The sequence below is a fragment of the Streptomyces sp. NPDC055189 genome (genome assembly GCF_053606765.1).
In genome coordinates this window covers 16,532-34,580 of record NZ_JBSGSG010000069.1, presented here as the reverse complement: position 1 = coordinate 34,580, position 18,049 = coordinate 16,532, and the positions used below count along the sequence as shown (strand labels likewise).

Below are 18,049 nucleotides of genomic sequence, written 5' to 3'. Positions count from 1 at the left end.
CTGATCGCCCGTGACGCGGCACCGTTGCGGCGCCGACATCGTTGCGGCACCGACATCGTTGCGGCGCTGACGTCGTACCGGCTGGTGGGGTTATCCCCCGGATGTCCGGGCGGTCCTCCTCATGGCATCGCGGCGGCGGGCCGTGCACGCTAGCGCGTATGACCGCACGCACCTTGTCCTCAGCCACGTCCCCGCCGCCGCCTCCCGCGCGCTTCGCGGCGTACGACCGGCAGACCTGGAAGGAGATCGCGCATCTCCTCGCCAACCTCCCACTGGGCGTGGCGGGTTTCGTCTACGTGGTGGTGGCGCTCGCGACCGGCTGCGGTCTCGCCGTGACAGTCATCGGCCTGCCGCTCCTCGCGGGCGCGCTGCTCGGCGCGCGGCAGCTCGGCAAGGCGGAGCGTGCGCGGGCCCGGGGACTGCTCGGACTGCGGATCGACGAGCCGAGCCCGATGCCGAAACAGCACGGGCACGGCTTCTTCAGCTGGCTGTGGTCGAGCCTGAGGGACCCGGTCGGCTGGCGCACGATGCTGTACTCGTTCATGCGGCTGCCCTGGGGCGTGGTGACGTTCACGATCTCCCTGGTCGGGCTCTTCGTCCTGTGGCCGGTTCTCCCCTACATCGTGCGCGGTCTGACCAACTGCGACCGCGCGATGGTGCGCGGGCTGCTCTCGCCCTCCGACGAACTGGAGCGGCGCATCGTCGAGTTGGAGTCGGACCGCGGGATCGTCGTCGACACGGCGGCGGCCGACCTGCGCCGCATCGAGCGCGACCTGCACGACGGGGCCCAAGCCCGCCTGGTCGCGCTCGCCATGGGGCTCGGTCTGGCCAAGGAGAAGCTCCTCGAGGACCCCGACACCGCCGCGGCGATGGTCGACGAGGCACACGGCGAGGTGAAGCTGGCCCTCCAGGAGCTGCGTGACCTGGCCCGCGGCATCCACCCGGCCGTCCTGACCGACCGCGGCCTGGACGCGGCGCTGTCCTCGGTGGCCTCGCGGTGCACGGTCCCGGTGAAGGTGACGGCAGATCTGCCGACGCGTCCGGCTGCCGCGATCGAGGGCATCGCGTACTTCACGGTCTCCGAGCTCCTGCAGAACATCAGCAAGCACAGCGGGGCGCGTTCGGCGTCCGTGGAAGTGTGGCGGGCCGACCAGCGGCTGCTCATCCAGGTGTGGGACGACGGCCGGGGCGGCGCGAACCTCGACGGGGGCACGGGAATGGCGGGGCTCGCTGACCGGCTCGGCGCGGTCGACGGGCTCTTCGTGATCGAGTCGCCGGTGGGCGGCCCCACGACGATCACGGCGGAGTTGCCGTGGCGGGACCGCGGCCTCGACGCCCGGGGATGACGCCCGCGGATGATGCCCGGGGATAAGGGCCGGGGACAAGGGCCGGGACCCCGGACCGCTGCCGGGGGGGTAGGGAAAACCCCCGGTTCAAGACACCTACGCACCACATGGTCCCGATCACGCCGGACCAGCAGTCTTGAGGTACGACGCCGGACCCGCACCGCAGGTACGACGCCGGCACAACCCACGACCGGGTGAACCGGTCGGACCGGGTGGACCGGGTGGGCCGGGTGGACCGGGTGGACCGGGTGGGCCGGGTGGGCCGGATAGACCGAGCAGAAACGGACGACACCGATGGCCACGGAGTACGGACAGGAGTACGGGCGCATGAACCGTTCGGAGTTCCGGGGATCCGACCTCGACGAGCGGCGGCGCCGTCTCCCCGCCGGGCTGCGCGCGCCGATCGAGGCGCGCGCCTGGAAAGAGTTCGGCCATGTGCTGCTCAGCCTGCCGATCAGCATCGTCACCTTCACCTTCGCGGTCACGATGCTCTCGCTCGGCGTCGGGCTGTTGATCACGTTCATCGGCATCCCGGTGCTTGCCGCCGGGCTCGCCGCCTGCCGCGGCTTCGGCACCCTGGAGCGGGTCCGGGCCCGGGTACTGCTCGACGTGGAGGTGGCGGACCCGGAGCCGCTGCGGCCCAAGAACGGCGGCGGGCCCATGGCGTGGATGGGCGCCGTGCTCAAGAGCGGTGTCTCGTGGCGGCACGTCCTCTACGCCGTCCTCCACATGCCGTGGGCGATCTTCTCCTTCACGGTGTCGGTGGTCTTCTGGACGTACGGCTGGGCGATGCTCACGTACCCGCTGTGGCAGTGGCTCTTCCCGGTCTACGGCGGGCAGAACGGCATCCAGCTCTACAACGACGACAACCGCCAGATCCTCATCGACAACCCCTTCGAGATCGGCGTCACCGCCCTCACCGGCCTCCTGGTCACGCTCGCCACCCCGTGGATCATCCGGGCCCTGACCACCGTCGACCGCGTCATGGTCGTCGGGCTGCTCGGCCCTTCCAGCCTGGCGACGCGCGTCGTCGAGTTGGAGTCGGACCGCGGAGTCGTCGTCGACACTGCGGCGGCCGACCTGCGCCGCATCGAGCGCGACCTGCACGACGGCGCGCAGGCCCGCCTGGTCGCGCTCGCCATGGACCTGGGTCTTGCCAAGGAGAAGCTGACGGAGGACCCGGAGGCCGCGGCGCGCATGGTGGACGAGGCGCACGGTGAGGTGAAGGTCGCCCTCCAGGAGCTGCGCGACCTGGCCCGCGGCATCCACCCCGCCGTCCTGACCGACCGCGGCCTGGACGCGGCGCTGTCCGCGCTCGCCGCCCGGTGCACGGTTCCGGTCCAGGTCGAGGTGGACCTGCCCGCCCGTCCCGCCGCAGCGATCGAGGGCATCGCGTACTTCACTGTCTCCGAGCTGCTCCAGAACATCAGCAAGCACGCGCGGGCGTCCCGTGGCTCGGTCGACGTCTGGCAGGTCGAGGACCGGCTGATGCTCCAGGTCACCGACGACGGGGCGGGTGGCGCGGATGTGACGGGCGGCTCGGGTCTCGCCGGTCTTGCCGAGCGGCTCGACGCGGTCGACGGGATTCTGGTCGTGGATTCGCCGGTGGGCGGGCCCACGACGGTGACGGCGGAGTTGCCCTGGCGGGCGTAGCGGAATCTCGGCGTCCACCCACCCGGCCGGCCCGCGGCAGTCGCGGGGCGACCGGGTGGGTTCTGCCTGTGTCCGCTCATGGCAGGCACGCGCCCGCCCGCACGTGCCCGCCCGCGCGTTCCCGCCCGCGCCTGCCATGGGCGAACACAGGCAAGCGGTCTGTCCACGAAAGCCGTAACGCCCCCTCGTACGCGCGATACTGAGGGGCCGGGGACAACCAGAATCGAATATGCCGGGGGGCCGTGAACGTGGAGGACAAAGTGCGGGTCGTCATCGCCGAGGATTCAGTGCTGCTGAGGGAGGGCCTGACCCGGTTGCTGACCGACCGCGGGCACGACGTCGTCGCGGGAGTCGGCGACGCGGTCGCGCTGATCAAGACGATCGGCGAACTCTCCTCGGCGGGCGAGCTGCCCGATGTGGTCGTCGCCGACGTGCGGATGCCGCCGACGCACACCGACGAGGGGGTGCGGGCCGCGGTGCATCTGCGCCATCAGTTCCCGGGCCTCGGGGTGCTCGTCCTTTCGCAGTACGTGGAGGAGCAGTACGCCACCGAACTGCTCGCCGGGTCCAGCCGCGGCGTCGGCTATCTGCTCAAGGACCGCGTCGCCGAGGTGCGCGAGTTCGTGGACGCGGTGGTGCGCGTCGCACAGGGCGGCACCGCGCTCGACCCGGAGGTCGTGGCGCAGCTGCTCGGCCGCAGCCGCAAGCAGGACGTCCTCGCGGGGCTTACTCCGCGCGAGCGCGAGGTACTCGGTCTGATGGCCGAAGGACGCACGAACTCGGCGGTGGCACGGCAGTTGGTGGTGAGCGACGGCGCGGTCGAGAAGCACGTCAGCAACATCTTCCTGAAGCTGGGGCTCTCCCAGAGCGACGGGGATCACCGGCGTGTACTGGCGGTTCTCACCTATCTCAACTCCTAGCAATCTGACGCTCCGTCAGCTATCCAATGCTCACGGGAGCAACAGCACGAGCGCGAGCAAGAGCGCTAGCCGAAGGCAGCTGAAGACATCTGAAGGCAGTCGAAGACAGCCGAAGACATGAGCACGGAGAACGGAACAGTCCTAGAACCAAAGGATGAGTGGGGGGCGTCTTCCATGACGGGCCGGGGGACGAGGCGCAGCATGACAAATCGGGGCATCAATGCGTCTCAAAAGCGTGTCCGTCATGCGATCTACCCCAGGTAGGCGACCCTTACCGACGTAGGGTGGGCCTTGGGAAGGCCGGTCGCCCAGCCCTTCCCGCTCAGCCGCCCGAGGGAGGTCCAGTTCAGTGACCAGCCAGGTCAGTAGCCCAGCCGAGCAGGCCGATGGGGCAGTCGTCGGAGAGCAGCGCAAGCCCGCAGGTGAGAAGGATGTACGCCGTCTGGATCGGGTGATCATTCGCTTTGCGGGTGATTCGGGTGACGGTATGCAGTTGACGGGGGACCGGTTCACGTCGGAGACGGCGTCGTTCGGGAATGATCTGTCGACGCTGCCGAACTTCCCGGCGGAGATCCGGGCGCCTGCCGGGACGCTGCCGGGGGTGTCGTCCTTTCAGCTGCATTTCGCCGATCACGACATCCTCACGCCGGGTGACGCGCCGAACGTGCTGGTGGCGATGAACCCGGCCGCATTGAAGGCGAACATCGCCGATGTGCCGCGCGGCGCGGAGATCATCGTGAACACGGACGAGTTCTCCAAGCGGGCGATGGCCAAGGTGGGCTACGAGGTGTCGCCGCTGGAGGACGGCTCGCTGGACGGCTACAGCGTGCACCCCGTCCCGCTGACCACGCTGACGGTGGAGGCGCTGAAGGAGTTCGACCTGTCGCGCAAGGACGCGGGCCGGTCGAAGAACATGTTCGCGCTTGGGTTGTTGTCGTGGATGTATCACCGGCCCACCGAGGGCACGGAGAAGTTCCTGCGGTCCAAGTTCGCCAAGAAGCCGGACATCGCGGCGGCGAACATCGCGGCGTTCCGGGCGGGCTGGAACTTCGGGGAGACGACGGAGGATTTCGCGGTCTCCTACGAGGTGGCCCCGGCGGCCTCCGCGTTCCCGGCGGGCACCTACCGCAATATCTCGGGGAATCTGGCGCTGTCGTACGGGTTGATCGCGGCGGGCCGGCAGGCGGATCTGCCGCTGTATCTGGGCTCGTATCCGATCACTCCGGCCTCCGACATCCTGCACGAGCTGTCCCGGCACAAGAATTTCGGGGTGCGGACCTTCCAGGCGGAGGACGAGATCGCGGGGATCGGGGCGGCGCTGGGCGCCGCGTTCGGCGGGTCGCTGGCGGTCACGACGACGTCGGGGCCGGGGGTGGCGCTGAAGTCGGAGACCATCGGCCTGGCGGTGTCGCTGGAGCTGCCGCTGCTGGTGGTGGACATCCAGCGGGGCGGGCCGTCGACGGGGTTGCCGACCAAGACGGAGCAGGCCGACCTTTTGCAGGCGATGTTCGGGCGCAACGGGGAAGCGCCGGTGCCGATCGTGGCGCCGAGGACCCCGGCGGACTGTTTCGATGCGGCGCTGGAGGCGGCGCGGATCGCGGTCACCTACCGCACCCCCGTCTTCCTGCTGAGCGACGGCTATCTGGCCAACGGCTCGGAGCCGTGGCGGATCCCGGACATCGACGAACTGCCCGACCTGCGGGTGCAGTTCGCCTCCGGCACCAACCACACGGAGGCGGACGGCACGGAGGTGTTCTGGCCCTACAAGCGGGATCCGCAGACCCTCGCCCGCCCGTGGGCGATTCCGGGCACGCCGGGCCTGGAGCACCGGATCGGCGGGATCGAGAAGCAGGACGGCACCGGCAACATCTCCTACGATCCGGCCAACCACGACTTCATGGTCCGCACCCGCCAGGCCAAGATCGACGGAATCGCCGTGCCGGACCTGGAGGTCGACGACGCGACCGGGGACGCCAGACTGCTGGTCCTGGGCTGGGGATCGACCTACGGGCCGATCACCGCGGCGGTCCGCCGCCTGCGCGCGGTCGGCGAGAGCGTCGCGCAGGCCCACCTGCGCCACCTCAACCCCTTCCCGCGGAATCTGGGCGAGGTCCTGAAGCGTTACGACAAGGTGGTGATCCCCGAGATGAACCTGGGGCAGCTCGCCACACTGCTCCGCGCCAAGTACCTCGTGGACGCGGTCCCGTACAACCAGGTCAACGGAATGCCGTTCAAGGCCGAGCAGCTCGCCACGGCTCTCAAGGAGGCCATCAATGGCTGACACGAAGACCGAAGGCACCGGGAGCACGATCGAAGCGCTCTCCCTGGTGCCCAAGGCCGAGGCCAAGCAGTCCATGAAGGACTTCAAGTCCGACCAGGAGGTGCGGTGGTGCCCGGGCTGCGGGGACTACGCCGTCCTGGCCGCCGTGCAGGGCTTCATGCCCGAACTCGGCCTGGCCAAAGAGAACATCGTCTTCGTCTCCGGCATCGGCTGCTCCTCGCGCTTCCCGTACTACATGAACACCTACGGGATGCACTCCATCCACGGCCGCGCCCCCGCCATCGCCACCGGACTCGCCTCCTCCCGACGGGACCTGAGCGTGTGGGTGGTCACCGGCGACGGCGACGCCCTGTCCATCGGCGGCAACCACCTCATCCACGCCCTGCGCCGCAACGTCAACCTCAAGATCCTGCTGTTCAACAACCGCATCTACGGCCTGACCAAGGGCCAGTACTCCCCGACCTCCGAGGTCGGGAAGATCACCAAGTCGACGCCGATGGGTTCCCTGGACGCGCCCTTCAACCCGGTTTCGCTGGCGATCGGCGCGGAGGCGTCGTTCGTGGCACGCACGGTGGATTCGGACCGCAAGCACCTCACCAGCGTGCTGCGCGAGGCCGCTGACCACCCCGGTACCGCCCTGGTGGAGATCTACCAGAACTGCAACATCTTCAACGACGGCGCCTTCGAGGTGTTGAAGGACAAGCAGCAGGCGGAGGAGGCGGTGATCCGGCTGGAACACGGCCAGCCCATCCGCTTCGGCCCCGACGGCTCGAAAGGCGTCGTACGCGACCCGGCCACCGGCGACCTCAAAGTCGTCCCGGTCACCCCGGACACCGAGTCCCAGATCCTGGTCCACGACGCGCACTCCACGTCCCCGACGACCGCCTTCGCGCTGTCCCGGCTGGCGGACCCGGACACGCTGCACCACACGCCCATCGGCGTCTTCCGCAGCGTCGACCGCCCGGTCTACGACACGCTGATGTCCGATCAGCTCGACACCGCCATCGAGCAGAACGGCAAGGGCGACCTCGCCGCGCTTCTTGCGGGCGGCGACACGTGGACCGTCGTCGGCTAGCGCGCGGCAGCCCCTCTGTAGCCCGGTTCTGACCCTTCATTCAGGCCGAAGCCCGGTTCTGATCCTTCAGGACCGGGCTTCGTCGTACGCCTTGCGCGCTTCCTGCACGTCCCCCAGGCGCTGCTCGGTCCATTCGGCGAGCCCACGGACCTGCCGGCCGACCTCGCGTCCGAGATCGGTCAGCGAATAGTCGACGCGCGGCGGAATCACCGGCTTGGCGTCTCGGTGCACGAGGCTGTCGCGCTCCAGGGTCTGCAGGGTCTGCGTCAGCATCTTCTCGCTGACCCGGCCAAGGGCCCGGCGCAGCTCACTGAAGCGGTACGAGCGCTCGTCCAGGGCGATCAGGACCAGCACGCCCCAACGGCTCGTGACGTGCTCCAGGACGAGGCGCTGGGGGCACATGCCCTCTTCTCCGAGGTTCCATTCACTTACTGCCATGCCAGTACCTTACTTCAAAGTGGGTACTTTCGAGAAGTTAGCGCATGACGTAGGCTCAGTATCAGAACCGCACCAAAGGGAGATTCCAGACATGAGCATCGTCGTCACCGGAGCCACCGGAAACCTCGGCCGTCTCGTCATCGACGGGCTGCTCGACGCGCAGGTGCCCGCCGGGCAGATCGCCGCCGTCGTCCGCAACAAGGAGAAGGCCGCCGATCTCGCCGCGCGCGGCGTCGAGCTGCGGATCGCGGACTACAGCGCGCCCGAGACCCTCGCCGGTGCCTTCGCCGCCGGCGACCGCGTCCTGCTGATCTCCGGCAGCGAGGTCGGGCAGCGCGTGCCGCAGCACGCGGCCGTGATCGACGCGGCCCGCACGGCGGGCGTCGCGCTCCTCGCGTACACCGGCGTCCTTGGCGGCCCCGACGCCGACTTCGACCTCGCGGCCGAGCACAAGGAGACCGAGCGGCTCGTACTCGACTCCGGTCTGCCGCACACGTTCCTGCGCAACGGCTGGTACCACGAGAACTACACGGCCAACCTCGCCCCCGTCCTGGAGCACGGCACCGTCGTCGCCTCCGCGGGCGAGGGCCGGGTCGCCTCCGCCTCGCGCGCGGACTACGCGGCGGCCGCCGTCGCCGTACTGACCGGCGAGGGCCACGAGGGCAAGGCGTACGAGCTCAGCGGCGACGTCGCGTGGAGCCTCGCCGAGTACGCCGCCGAGATCTCCCGGCAGACCGGCAAGGACATCTCGTACACGAACGTCCCCGCCGAGCAGAACCTCGCGATCCTGACCGGTGCCGGTCTGCCCGAGCAGTTCGCGGCGATCCTCGTCGACGTGGACGCGGCGATCGAGCGAGGCCGCCTCGCCGGTACGAGCGGTGACCTGGCCCGGCTCATCGGGCGGCCGACGACGCCTCTCGCCGATGCGATCGCGGTGGCGCTCAAGGGCTGAGGCGGGGTTTCGGCGAGGGCTGGAGCGGGGTTCCGGCGAGGGCTGGAGCGGGCGGTACGGCGGTCATGACCGTTTTCGTGAGACGGGCATGACACGGGGGTGGCCGGACCGCTACCTTCTTGGAGGCAGCGTGGGGCTGCCGTGCACCGAGGAGGGGCCGTGGACGCTGCCGCAGCTGAGCAGTCGAAGAGCGAGCAGCGCGTAGGTCTGCTGAACGGCGTCGCCGCCTACGGGATGTGGGGCCTCGTTCCCCTCTTCTGGCCGCTGCTGAAGCCGGCCGGGGCGGGCGAGATCCTCGCGCACCGCATGGCGTGGTCCCTCGTCGTGGTCGGCATCGCGCTGCTCGTCGTACGGCGCTGGGCCTGGGCGGGCGAGCTGATCCGCCAGCCGCGCAAGCTGGGCCTCGTGACGGTTGCCGCGGCGGTCATCACGATCAACTGGGGCGTCTACATCTGGGCCGTGAACTCCGGCCACGTCGTGGAGGCCTCTCTCGGCTACTTCATCAATCCCCTGGTCACCATCGCGATGGGCGTCCTGCTCCTCGGCGAACGGCTGCGTCCCGTGCAGTGGGCGGCCGTCGCCGTCGGCCTCGCGGCGGTGCTCGTCCTCGCCTTCGGGTACGGGCAGCCGCCGTGGATCTCGCTCTGCCTCGCCTTCTCCTTCGCCACGTACGGCCTGGCGAAGAAGAAGGTCGGACTCAGCGGCCTGGAGTCGCTCGCCGCCGAGACCGCGATCCAGTTCCTGCCCGCGGTCGGGTTCCTGGTGTGGCTGAGCGTGCAGGGCGATGCCACGTTCGGCGCGGAGGGTTTCGGGCATGCGTCGCTCCTCGCGGCGACGGGGCTTGTCACCGCCATCCCGCTCGTCTGCTTCGGCGCCGCGGCGATTCGGGTGCCGCTGGCGACGCTGGGCATGCTGCAGTATCTTGCGCCGGTCTTCCAGTTCCTGCTCGGCATCCTGTACTTCCATGAGGCGATGCCGCCGGAGCGGTGGGCCGGGTTCGGGCTTGTCTGGCTGGCGTTGAGCCTTCTGACCTGGGATGCGGTGCGCTCCGCTCGGGCTAATGCGGGGCGGCTTGCCGCTGCGCGCGGGGCGTCGGTGGGGGCTTCTTCGGCTGGGGCTTCTTCGGCTGAGGCTTCTTCGGCGGGGGCTTCGGCTGTTCCCGTTGCCGGGCGGGAGACGGAGCCGATGACTCCCGCTGCCGGGCGGGAGGAGTCCGCGGTCTGAGGCGGGGGTGCGTTTTGTGGGTGCGGGTGCGTTGGGGCTTGTCGCGCAGTTCCCCGCGCCCCTGGACGGGCCTTGTCTGCGGGCGCGTTGGGGTTGCTCGCGCCGTTCCCCGCGCCCCTGAAGGGGCCCTGCCTGTGGGTGCGTTGGGGTTGCTCGCGCCGTTCCTCGCGCCCCTGAAGGGGCCCTGCCTGCGGGTGCGTTGGGGTTGCTCGCGCCGTTCCCCGCGCCCCTGACGGGGCCCCGTCTGCCGGTCGCGTGAGCCGTAAAGCCCTATTGCCGACCGCCTTTCGGAACCCGGCGACCGATATGCGCTCTTGACGCGCGGTCAATCTCACCCGCACCATCAGGCACGCCAATTCCGTAATTCCGTTCGATGCGCGAGACGTTCGACGTTCGTGGAATTGACGTGCATCTACGTGTGCGGAATCGGCGTACCCCCACAGCACGATCCAACAGAACACGGAGCCCCCACATGAAGCTCTCCGTTCCCGGACGCACCACGGCAGCCGCCGTCATAGCCGTCGCCGGACTGCTCACCACCAGCGCGATATCCTCCGCGGCCCCCTCCCCCACGGCGGCCGCTCCCGACATTTCCGTGGCCAACGTCCAGGGCCACCTCTCGCAGTTGCAGTCGATCGCCGCGTCCAACGGCGGCAACCGTGCCCACGGCAGCGCGGGTTACAAGGCCTCGATCGACTACGTGAAGGGCAAGCTTGACGAGGCGGGATTCACCACCTCTCTCCAGGAGTTCACCTCCAACGGCAAGACCGGCTACAACCTCATCGCCGACTGGCCCGGCGGCAACGCCGACGAGGTCGTCATGGCGGGCTCGCACCTCGACAGCGTCGGTTCGGGCCCCGGCATCAACGACAACGGCTCCGGTTCCGCCGCGATCCTGGAGACCGCCCTCACCGTGGCCAAGGAGCAGTACAAGCCGAGCAAGCACCTGCGGTTCGCCTGGTGGGGCGCCGAGGAGCTGGGGCTCGTCGGTTCCTCGCACTACGTCGAGAAGCTGCCCGCCGACGAGCGCTCGAAGATCAAGGACTACCTGAACTTCGACATGATCGGCTCCCCGAACCCGGGCTACTTCGTCTACGACGACGACCCCACGATCGAGAAGACCTTCAAGGACTTCTACGGCGGCCTCGACCTCGCCACGGAGCCCGACGAGGAGGGCGACGGCCGTTCGGACCACGCCCCGTTCAAGAACGCGGGCATCCCGGTCGGCGGCCTCTTCAGCGGCGCCGACTACGAGAAGACCGCCGAGCAGGCCCAGAACTGGGGCGGCACGGCCGGTGAGCCGTTCGACAAGTGCTACCACTCCGCCTGCGACACGGAGTCGAACATCGACGGCACCGCCCTCGACCACAACAGCGACGCCGTGGCGTACGCGGTGTGGGGGCTCTCCGCCTAGGCCGCTGCCGCCGTCCGCACGGAACCCCCTGGACGCAATTACCTGCGCGTGCATATAGTGCATGCGCAGGTAATTGCACGGCCTCCACCGGGCCGCGCACGACCACGCCGCGACCCAGGGGGCCAACCATGACCCGCAAGTTCCTCTTCCTGCTCGGCAGCGCCCGCCGCGACGGCAACTCGGAGGCCCTGGCCCGCAAGGCCGCCGAGCAGCTCCCGCCGGACGCCGAGCAGCGCTGGCTGCACCTCTCCGATCACCCGCTGCCCGACTTCGAGGACCTGCGCCACGACAGCAGCCGCCCCCGCGCGCGCCCCCGTCCGGCCGGCGACAACGAGGCCCTGCTCCTGGACGCCACCCTCGACGCCACGGACATCGTCATCGTGTCGCCGCTGTACTGGTACTCGCTGTCGGCCACCACCAAGCGCTACCTCGACTACTGGGACGCGTGGCTGGAGATCCCGGAGATCGACTTCAAGAACACCATGAAGGACCGCGGCCTGTGGGGCGTGACCGTGCTCGCCCATCGCGAGGAGGAGGTCGCCGACCCGCTGATCGGCACGCTGAACCACGTCGCCGCCTTCTTCCCCCTGCGCTTCGGCGGCGTCCTGCTCGGCAACGGATCGAGGCCGGGCAACGTACTCGACGACACCGAGGCCATCGCCCGCGCCAAGACGTTCTTCGCGCAGGAGCCGCCGCTCGCCCGCTACCCGTACGACAGCTGACCTCCGGCAGCGCCCGTGGCGCCCTACGCCCTCGCGCCCTACGCCGTGATGTCCTTCGCCCCGAACCTCGCCCACGCCGCCGAGCCGAACACCGCCGCGTACAGGCCCTGCAGGCCCAGGTTCTTGACCAGCTCGTCCCAGTAGACGGGCTCGCGCATCAGGTCGGCGAAGGACAGCCAGTAGTGCGAGAAGAAGTACGGCTGGATGGCGTGCAGTTGGGGAATCTGGTCGAGGATCTGGATGGTGATGAGCAGGCCCACGGTCGTCGCCATCGCCGCGATGCCGCTGCTGGTCAGCGTCGACACGAAGAGTCCGAGCGCCGCAAGGCCGATCAGTGACGCGGCGACCACGAGGGCGATGAGCAGGGCGCGCAGCAGCCCCTCGCCGAAGCCGATCCGGGTGCCGGAGATCGTGGTGACCTCGCCGACCGGGAAGAGCAACGCTCCGACGGCGAGCGCGGAGAGCGCCACGACGAGGGTCGCGACCAGGCAGAACGTCATCGTCGTCGCGTACTTGGCCAGCAGCAGGCGCGTCCGTCCCGCCGGGGCGACCAGGAGATAGCGCAGCGTCCCTGCGCTGGACTCGCCCGCGATGGAGTCGCCCGCGACGACGCCGACCGCCATGGGCAGGAAGAAGGGGAGTGTCGCGGCGAGCGCGGTGAAGACCAGGAACAGGCCGTTGTTGGTGACCTGCGCGATGAACGCCGGGCCCCCTCCATCGCCGCCCCCGCCGAGCGTCGAGCCGTCGCTGGTCTCGATCTTGACGGCGACGCCCACCAGGATCGGCACGGCGGCGAGCACGCCGAGCAGGGCGAGGGTGCGCCAGCGACGGAAGGTGATGCCGAGCTCGCTGCGGAAGAGCCCGAACGTCCAGATCCGCCGGACCTCGCGCTCGTCGCCGCTCCCACCCGCACCGCGCTCGTCCCGTACGCCGACGACCTCAGCCCGCGACATCGAACCCCTCCCCCGTCAGTGCCACGAACACGTCCTCAAGGGAGGCCCGTTCGACGCCGAAGCCCCGCACCCGTACGCCCGCCCCGACCAGGGCGGCGTTCAGCTCCGCAAGGTCGGTGCCGGGGTCCGCGGCAGTGCCCGCGCCCGGTGGTTCGCCCGTCACGCGGTCCTCCGTGACGACGAGATCCGTCACGCCGAGTTCCTTCAGGACGCGGGCCGCGTCGGCCGTGTCCGGGGTCGTCACGGTCAGCCGACCCCGCGCACCGGCGGCCAGTTCGGCGACCGGGCCCTGGGTGATGAGGCGGCCCTGCGCCATCACCGCGGCATGCGTGCAGACCTGCTCGATCTCGTCCAGGAGGTGCGAGGAGAGGAACACGGTCGTACCCTCCGACGCCAACTCCCTTACCAGCGCCCGGATCTCGCGCATGCCCTGTGGATCGAGGCCGTTGGTCGGCTCGTCGAGCACCAAGAGCCTGCGGGGCTGGAGCAGCGCGGCGGCGAGACCGAGGCGCTGCTTCATGCCGAGCGAGTACGCCTTGGCCTTCTTGCCCGCTGCGGCCGTCAGTCCGACCCGGTCCAGAGCTGAATCGGCGCGGGCGCGGCGGGTGCGGGGATCGGCGGTCGGGTCGGCGGCGTCGTACCGCAGGAGGTTGTCGCGGCCGGAGAGGAAGCCGTAGAGCGCCGGGCCCTCGATGAGCGCGCCCACGTGCGGGAGCACGGTGCGGGTCTCGCGCGGCATGGGGCGGCCAAGGACCCGGGCCCGGCCCGAAGTCGGCTCGATCAGGCCCATCAGCATCCGGATGGTGGTCGTCTTGCCCGAGCCGTTCGGCCCCAGGAAGCCGAAGACGCTGCCGGTGGGGACGGTGAGGCTCAGCTGGTCCACCGCCAGCTGCTTGCCGTAGCGCTTGGTGAGGGCGGAGGTCTCGATGACGCTCTCCGTCGCTCTGCTGCCGGTGCTGCCAGTGCCGCCGGTGCTGCCAGTGCTGTCGCCGGTGCTGATGCTGGTGCTGGGCACCCTTGTCCCTCCCATCGCCCGAGCGCCCGGTGGCTGCGCTGCCGGTCACCGTTGCGGCGGACTCAGGGGACTTTCCCCTGAGTCCGCCGCCGGTATGCCCACGTGCGGGTGCGTCGTGGCTGATCGCGCCGTCCCCCGCGCCCCTTACGGGGCGCTACTTCGCCGCGTTCGCCGCCTTCACCAAGGCGTCCTTCGTCACCGCGCCCGCGTAGACCTTGCCGTCCTCGGTGATGAGGGCGTTGATCAGGCGCGTCTTGAAGACCGTGCCCGAGCCGAACTTGCCCGACACCTGGTCGCCGAGCGAGTCGAGCAGCCGCTGCGCGTCCGGCGGGACATCACCGGATCCGCCCGTCGGGAGGCCCTGGCCGCCCGGCAGTTCGAGCTCGGCGATGGAGTTCCAGCCCTTGCCGATGACGTTCAGGCCGTTCAGGTCCTGGCCGCCCTTGAACTCCTTGCCCTTGAACTCCTTGCCGCCGAACTCCTTGCCGCCGTCCTTGAAGCCGTGCTTCTCCGCATCGGCCTTGGCGTCGTCGGCCTCCGTGACCTTCGCGCCCTTGGGCGGCGTGAAGTCGAAGGTCGATGCGGCCGGCTTGCCGAAGTCGACCTTGGTGAAGCCCGCGTCGACGACCGCGCTGCCGCCGCCCGCCGGGCTGAGCGTGAACTTCAGCGGCGTGCCCGTATCGGAGTCCACCGCAACCGTGATCTGGCCGACCGTCGAGCCGGCCTGCTTGGGCTTGATGACCAGGCGGTACGCGTCACGGCCCGCGACCTGCGCGGTCCCGTCCACCTTCACCGACGTCGTGTCGTCGACCGCCTTCAGGGCTTCCTCAGCAAGCTCCTTGGGCGTGGAGGGAACTCCCTCGGGCAGGTCCTTCTTGCCGGAGTCCTTGCCGGAGTCCTTGCCGTGCGCCTTGCCCTCGGCCTTCGAGTGGTACGCCTCGTTCGACTTGCTGTCGTAGGCCCATACGTCGTCGCCGTTGTGGATCAGGCTGTACTCGGCGGCGTCGTCGAGGACGGACAGCTTCTGCCTGTCGGGGCCGTCGGCGGCGACGCGCAGCGTGTGCGTGCCGGACGCCAGCTCCATCAGCTTGGACTGCGGGTCCGCGGCCGAGCCCTTGCCGTCCCCGCCCTCGTCGCCCCCGCCGCCACCCGGAGCGAAGCCGCCGGCCATGTCGCCGCCGAAGGACGGGAGGCCGAGGTCGGTGCTGATCTTCACGTTGCCGGAGAGCTGCTGCGTGTCCGACGCGGCGATCTTCTCGATGAGTTCCTGCGCGGTGACATCAGGCAGATCGGGGTCGCCCGACGTGGCGAGCGCCGGGACCAGACCGATGGTCGCCGCCGCCACCCCCGCCACCGCGACGGGGACCACGTAACGCGCGGCCTTTCTGCGGCCTGCGCGCAGTTCCCCGGTCCCGCTGGTGTTCTGCTCCGGTTCGTACGGTGCCATTGTGTGCCCTACCTCCGTGGTCGGCGGCGGCCTTCCCAGTACGTGCGTGCGTCCACCCTGTGCCGCCATTCTCACCCGAATAGGTCAGGAGTGGTTGTTCTTGCCGGACCTTGCTGATGTCCATACGACCAAATCGGCCAGCCAGAAGCGTCAGACCCCGGGTGCAACTCCACGTACTGCTGTGGGATGACACAGACAGGCGGCGCCTCCCCCGTCCCGTAGGGGAGACGCCGCTTCAGCCCTGAGGGCTCACCGCCGCACGAACACGTGCCTCACCGCTGCACGAACACGTAGTCCGCCTTGTACGGCACCTTCGCGATGGCGCCCGGCTTGCAGTCACCCGTCGGCGCGATGCCGCCCACGGTGTTCAGGCGCAGGATCTCCGCGGTGCCCGCGAGCAGACCGTGCCGCTTGCCGGTCTGGGTTGCCGCCAGGTCGAGTTCGGGGATGTTCTTGTCGCCGTTCGGGGTCCTGGAGATCAGCTTGCCGGTGACCTGGCTGCGGTCGGGGGCCGTCCAGCGCGGAGTGCCCGAGTTGGGGGCCACGAAGTCGTGCGCGATGTTGCCGCCGAGCCGCGCGCTCACGTCACGCTGCGCGAAGGCGAACTTGCCCGAGCCGTCGTCGGCCTTCTTGCACTCGTAGATCTGCTTGCCCTGGATGACGGACGCCTGGAAGTTGGCCGCCGCACGGCGGAAGTCGAAGTTCGTGGTCACCTTGTGGAGCTGGCCGCGGACCGCGCCGCCGGGGAACTCCGCGGTGTGCAGGTTCGCGTAGAAGCTGCCCGGGTTCGCCTTCAGCTGTGCGAGCAGCGCCGCGTCGGCGACCCTGACCGTGCCGGTGACGCTGTTGCCCTTGCTCTTGTCGAGCAGCTTGGTGAACTCGATCTTGATGCCGCCGTTGGTGCCCTTGATGCCCTGGTGGATGTGGAGGCCGGTCGGCTTGCCGGTGCCGCGCCACTTGACGCTGACGGACACCTTGTCGCCCTTGACCTTCACGAACTCCAGCGCCCGGCCGTCCTTGTCGCCGACCGCGGGGCCGCCAGCTACCGGCACCTCGTTCGCGCCGTTCATGCTCGCCGCGAAGATGGAACCGCTGCCGGAGCTGCTGCCGGAGCTACTGCCGGAGCCATGGCTCCCGCCGTGCGCGGCGGCGGACGGCGCCCCGACCGCCACGCCTCCCGCCGCGGCGACGGCCACACCGGCGGCCAGCAGCGCCCGGCGGCGGCTTGCGAAAGTACGCGATGTACCCAGAATGCCCATGATCAGAAATCTCCCCGTACCTGAGCCGACGCCCCCTGCGTCAGCTTCCGGGCATAGGTACGGAATAGATCTGATCCTGGACTCAATCCAATACGAAGCAGGGGTGTGACCTAGGTCACACCCCTCTCCGGCCTCTCTCAAGCAGGCCTCAGCCCGCCCGGTGCACCACCAGATCGCAGAGCTCGACGAGCGACGTCTTCGCGTCGCAGTCCCGCAGCGGCGCGAGCGTGTCCCGCGCCTCCTCCGCGAACCGCACGGTGTCCTTGCGGGCCTGCTCCAGGGCGGGGTGGGTCCGCAGCCGCGCCAGCGCCTCGGCGTGCCGCGCGTCGTCCGTCAGGTCCGAGTCGAGGAGCTCGCTCAGGGCGATGTCCTCGGCGAGCCCGAGCTTCTCCACCCGCTCGCGAAGGCGCAGGACCGGAAGGGTGGGGATGCCCTCACGGAGGTCCGTGCCCGGCGTCTTGCCGGACTCGTGCGAGTCGGAAGCGATGTCCAGGACGTCGTCGGCGAGCTGGAAGGCCACGCCGAGCCGCTCCCCGTACTGCGTCAGGACGTCCACGACGGTCTCGTCGGCGCCCGACATCATGGCGCCGAAACGGCACGCCACGGCGACGAGCGAGCCGGTCTTGCCGCCGAGCACGTCGAGGTAGTGGTCGACCGGGTCGCGGCCCTCGGTGGGCCCCGCCGTCTCCAGGATCTGGCCCGTGACCAGGCGTTCGAACGCCTCCGCCTGGATACGGACGGCGTCCGGACCGAGGTCGGCCAGGATGTACGAGGCGCGGGCGAACAGGAAGTCACCGGTGAGCACGGCGACGGAGTTGCCCCAGCGCTGATTGGCGCTCTCGACCCCGCGGCGCACGTCCGCCTCGTCCATCACGTCGTCGTGGTAGAGCGTCGCGAGATGCGTCAGCTCGACGACGACGGCGGAGGGCACGACGCCCGGCGCGTAGGGATCGCCGAACTGCGAGGCGAGCATCACGAGGAGCGGCCTGAATCGCTTGCCGCCCGCACGCACCAGATGCTGCGCGGCCTCCGTGATGAAGGGGACCCCGCTCTTGGTGGCGTCGAGCAGACCTTCCTCGACGGCCGCCAATCCGGCCTGGACATCGGCTTCGAGAGCCTGGTCCCGCACGCTGAGGCCGAAGGGCCCGACGACGGTCACGAGGGGTTCTCCTGTCTGCTGACGATCACAAGTCGGTCACTCGCTGGATCACTCGGTCGATCATCACTCGGTCGATCTTTGCGTGATGACGGGGTCGATGACACGGTTTGTCGATGTGTCGCTGCCATCACACAAGTCAGCGTATCCGGTCGCCTTTCGATCACAGTGGGCACCCGCCTGTGCAATGCCGC

The 18,049-nt window shown here is 69.6% G+C and carries 15 protein-coding genes; 9 read left to right on the top strand and 6 right to left on the bottom strand.

Annotated elements, in window-relative coordinates; translation table 11 throughout:
- The first annotated feature begins 158 nt into the window (after nt 1–158).
- The 5 genes from ACWFR3_RS34470 (at nt 159) to ACWFR3_RS34450 (ending at nt 7,275) form a co-directional block, all read left to right on the top strand.
- On the top strand, nt 159–1,346 hold the full coding sequence (locus ACWFR3_RS34470) for a sensor histidine kinase (RefSeq protein ID WP_453738623.1): 1,188 nt from the start codon (nt 159–161) through the stop codon (nt 1,344–1,346).
- Between the two features lie 294 nt (nt 1,347–1,640).
- On the top strand, nt 1,641–2,999 hold the full coding sequence (locus tag ACWFR3_RS34465; protein WP_453738622.1) for a sensor histidine kinase: 1,359 nt from the start codon (nt 1,641–1,643) through the stop codon (nt 2,997–2,999).
- Between the two features lie 260 nt (nt 3,000–3,259).
- Entirely contained in the window at nt 3,260–3,919 is a 660-nt protein-coding gene (locus ACWFR3_RS34460; RefSeq protein ID WP_453738645.1) for a LuxR C-terminal-related transcriptional regulator, read from the top strand.
- Nucleotides 3,920–4,268: 349 nt separating this feature from the next.
- Nucleotides 4,269–6,200 (top strand): 2-oxoacid:acceptor oxidoreductase subunit alpha, encoded by a 1,932-nt coding sequence (locus tag ACWFR3_RS34455; protein WP_453738621.1) that lies wholly within the window; start codon nt 4,269–4,271, stop codon nt 6,198–6,200.
- On the top strand, nt 6,193–7,275 hold the full coding sequence (locus ACWFR3_RS34450) for a 2-oxoacid:ferredoxin oxidoreductase subunit beta (protein ID WP_453738620.1): 1,083 nt from the start codon (nt 6,193–6,195) through the stop codon (nt 7,273–7,275). Before ACWFR3_RS34455 ends, ACWFR3_RS34450 begins: the two co-directional genes overlap by 8 nt.
- Nucleotides 7,276–7,341: 66 nt before the next feature.
- On the opposite strand, the gene ACWFR3_RS34445 is transcribed toward ACWFR3_RS34450, so the two are convergent.
- Nucleotides 7,342–7,713 (bottom strand): winged helix-turn-helix transcriptional regulator, encoded by a 372-nt coding sequence (locus ACWFR3_RS34445; RefSeq protein WP_453738619.1) that lies wholly within the window; start codon nt 7,711–7,713, stop codon nt 7,342–7,344.
- A 91-nt stretch (nt 7,714–7,804) separates the two neighbouring features.
- On the opposite strand from ACWFR3_RS34445, the gene ACWFR3_RS34440 reads away from it, so the two are divergent.
- The 4 genes from ACWFR3_RS34440 to ACWFR3_RS34425 all read left to right on the top strand — a co-directional run bounded on the left by ACWFR3_RS34440 (nt 7,805) and on the right by ACWFR3_RS34425 (nt 12,025).
- Nucleotides 7,805–8,665 carry an SDR family oxidoreductase gene (locus tag ACWFR3_RS34440; protein WP_453738618.1) on the top strand — a complete coding sequence of 287 codons (861 nt, stop codon included), beginning with the start codon at nt 7,805–7,807 and terminating at the stop codon, nt 8,663–8,665.
- Nucleotides 8,666–8,824: 159 nt separating this feature from the next.
- Entirely contained in the window at nt 8,825–9,889 is a 1,065-nt protein-coding gene (gene rarD, locus ACWFR3_RS34435; protein ID WP_453738617.1) for an EamA family transporter RarD, read from the top strand.
- 472 nt (nt 9,890–10,361) lie between these two features.
- Nucleotides 10,362–11,303, top strand: coding sequence for a M28 family metallopeptidase (locus tag ACWFR3_RS34430; protein WP_453738616.1), 942 nt, complete (start codon nt 10,362–10,364; stop codon nt 11,301–11,303).
- A gap of 128 nt (nt 11,304–11,431) precedes the next feature.
- Nucleotides 11,432–12,025 carry a flavodoxin family protein gene (locus tag ACWFR3_RS34425; RefSeq protein ID WP_453738615.1) on the top strand — a complete coding sequence of 198 codons (594 nt, stop codon included), beginning with the start codon at nt 11,432–11,434 and terminating at the stop codon, nt 12,023–12,025.
- 38 nt (nt 12,026–12,063) lie between these two features.
- Here ACWFR3_RS34425 and ACWFR3_RS34420 read toward each other — a convergent pair whose 3' ends face one another.
- The 5 genes from ACWFR3_RS34420 to ACWFR3_RS34400 all read right to left on the bottom strand — a co-directional run bounded on the left by ACWFR3_RS34420 (nt 12,064) and on the right by ACWFR3_RS34400 (nt 17,858).
- Nucleotides 12,064–12,978, bottom strand: a complete 915-nt coding sequence (locus ACWFR3_RS34420) for an ABC transporter permease (RefSeq protein ID WP_453738614.1) — start codon at nt 12,976–12,978, stop codon at nt 12,064–12,066.
- Nucleotides 12,965–13,993 (bottom strand): ATP-binding cassette domain-containing protein, encoded by a 1,029-nt coding sequence (locus tag ACWFR3_RS34415; protein ID WP_453738613.1) that lies wholly within the window; start codon nt 13,991–13,993, stop codon nt 12,965–12,967. Before ACWFR3_RS34415 ends, ACWFR3_RS34420 begins: the two co-directional genes overlap by 14 nt.
- A 154-nt stretch (nt 13,994–14,147) precedes the next feature.
- On the bottom strand, nt 14,148–15,440 hold the full coding sequence (locus ACWFR3_RS34410; protein ID WP_453738612.1) for a LolA family protein: 1,293 nt from the start codon (nt 15,438–15,440) through the stop codon (nt 14,148–14,150).
- A gap of 272 nt (nt 15,441–15,712) precedes the next feature.
- On the bottom strand, nt 15,713–16,699 hold the full coding sequence (locus ACWFR3_RS34405; protein WP_453738611.1) for a CHRD domain-containing protein: 987 nt from the start codon (nt 16,697–16,699) through the stop codon (nt 15,713–15,715).
- Between the two features lie 148 nt (nt 16,700–16,847).
- Entirely contained in the window at nt 16,848–17,858 is a 1,011-nt protein-coding gene (locus ACWFR3_RS34400; protein ID WP_453738610.1) for a polyprenyl synthetase family protein, read from the bottom strand.
- Between the last annotated feature and the right edge of the window lie 191 nt (nt 17,859–18,049).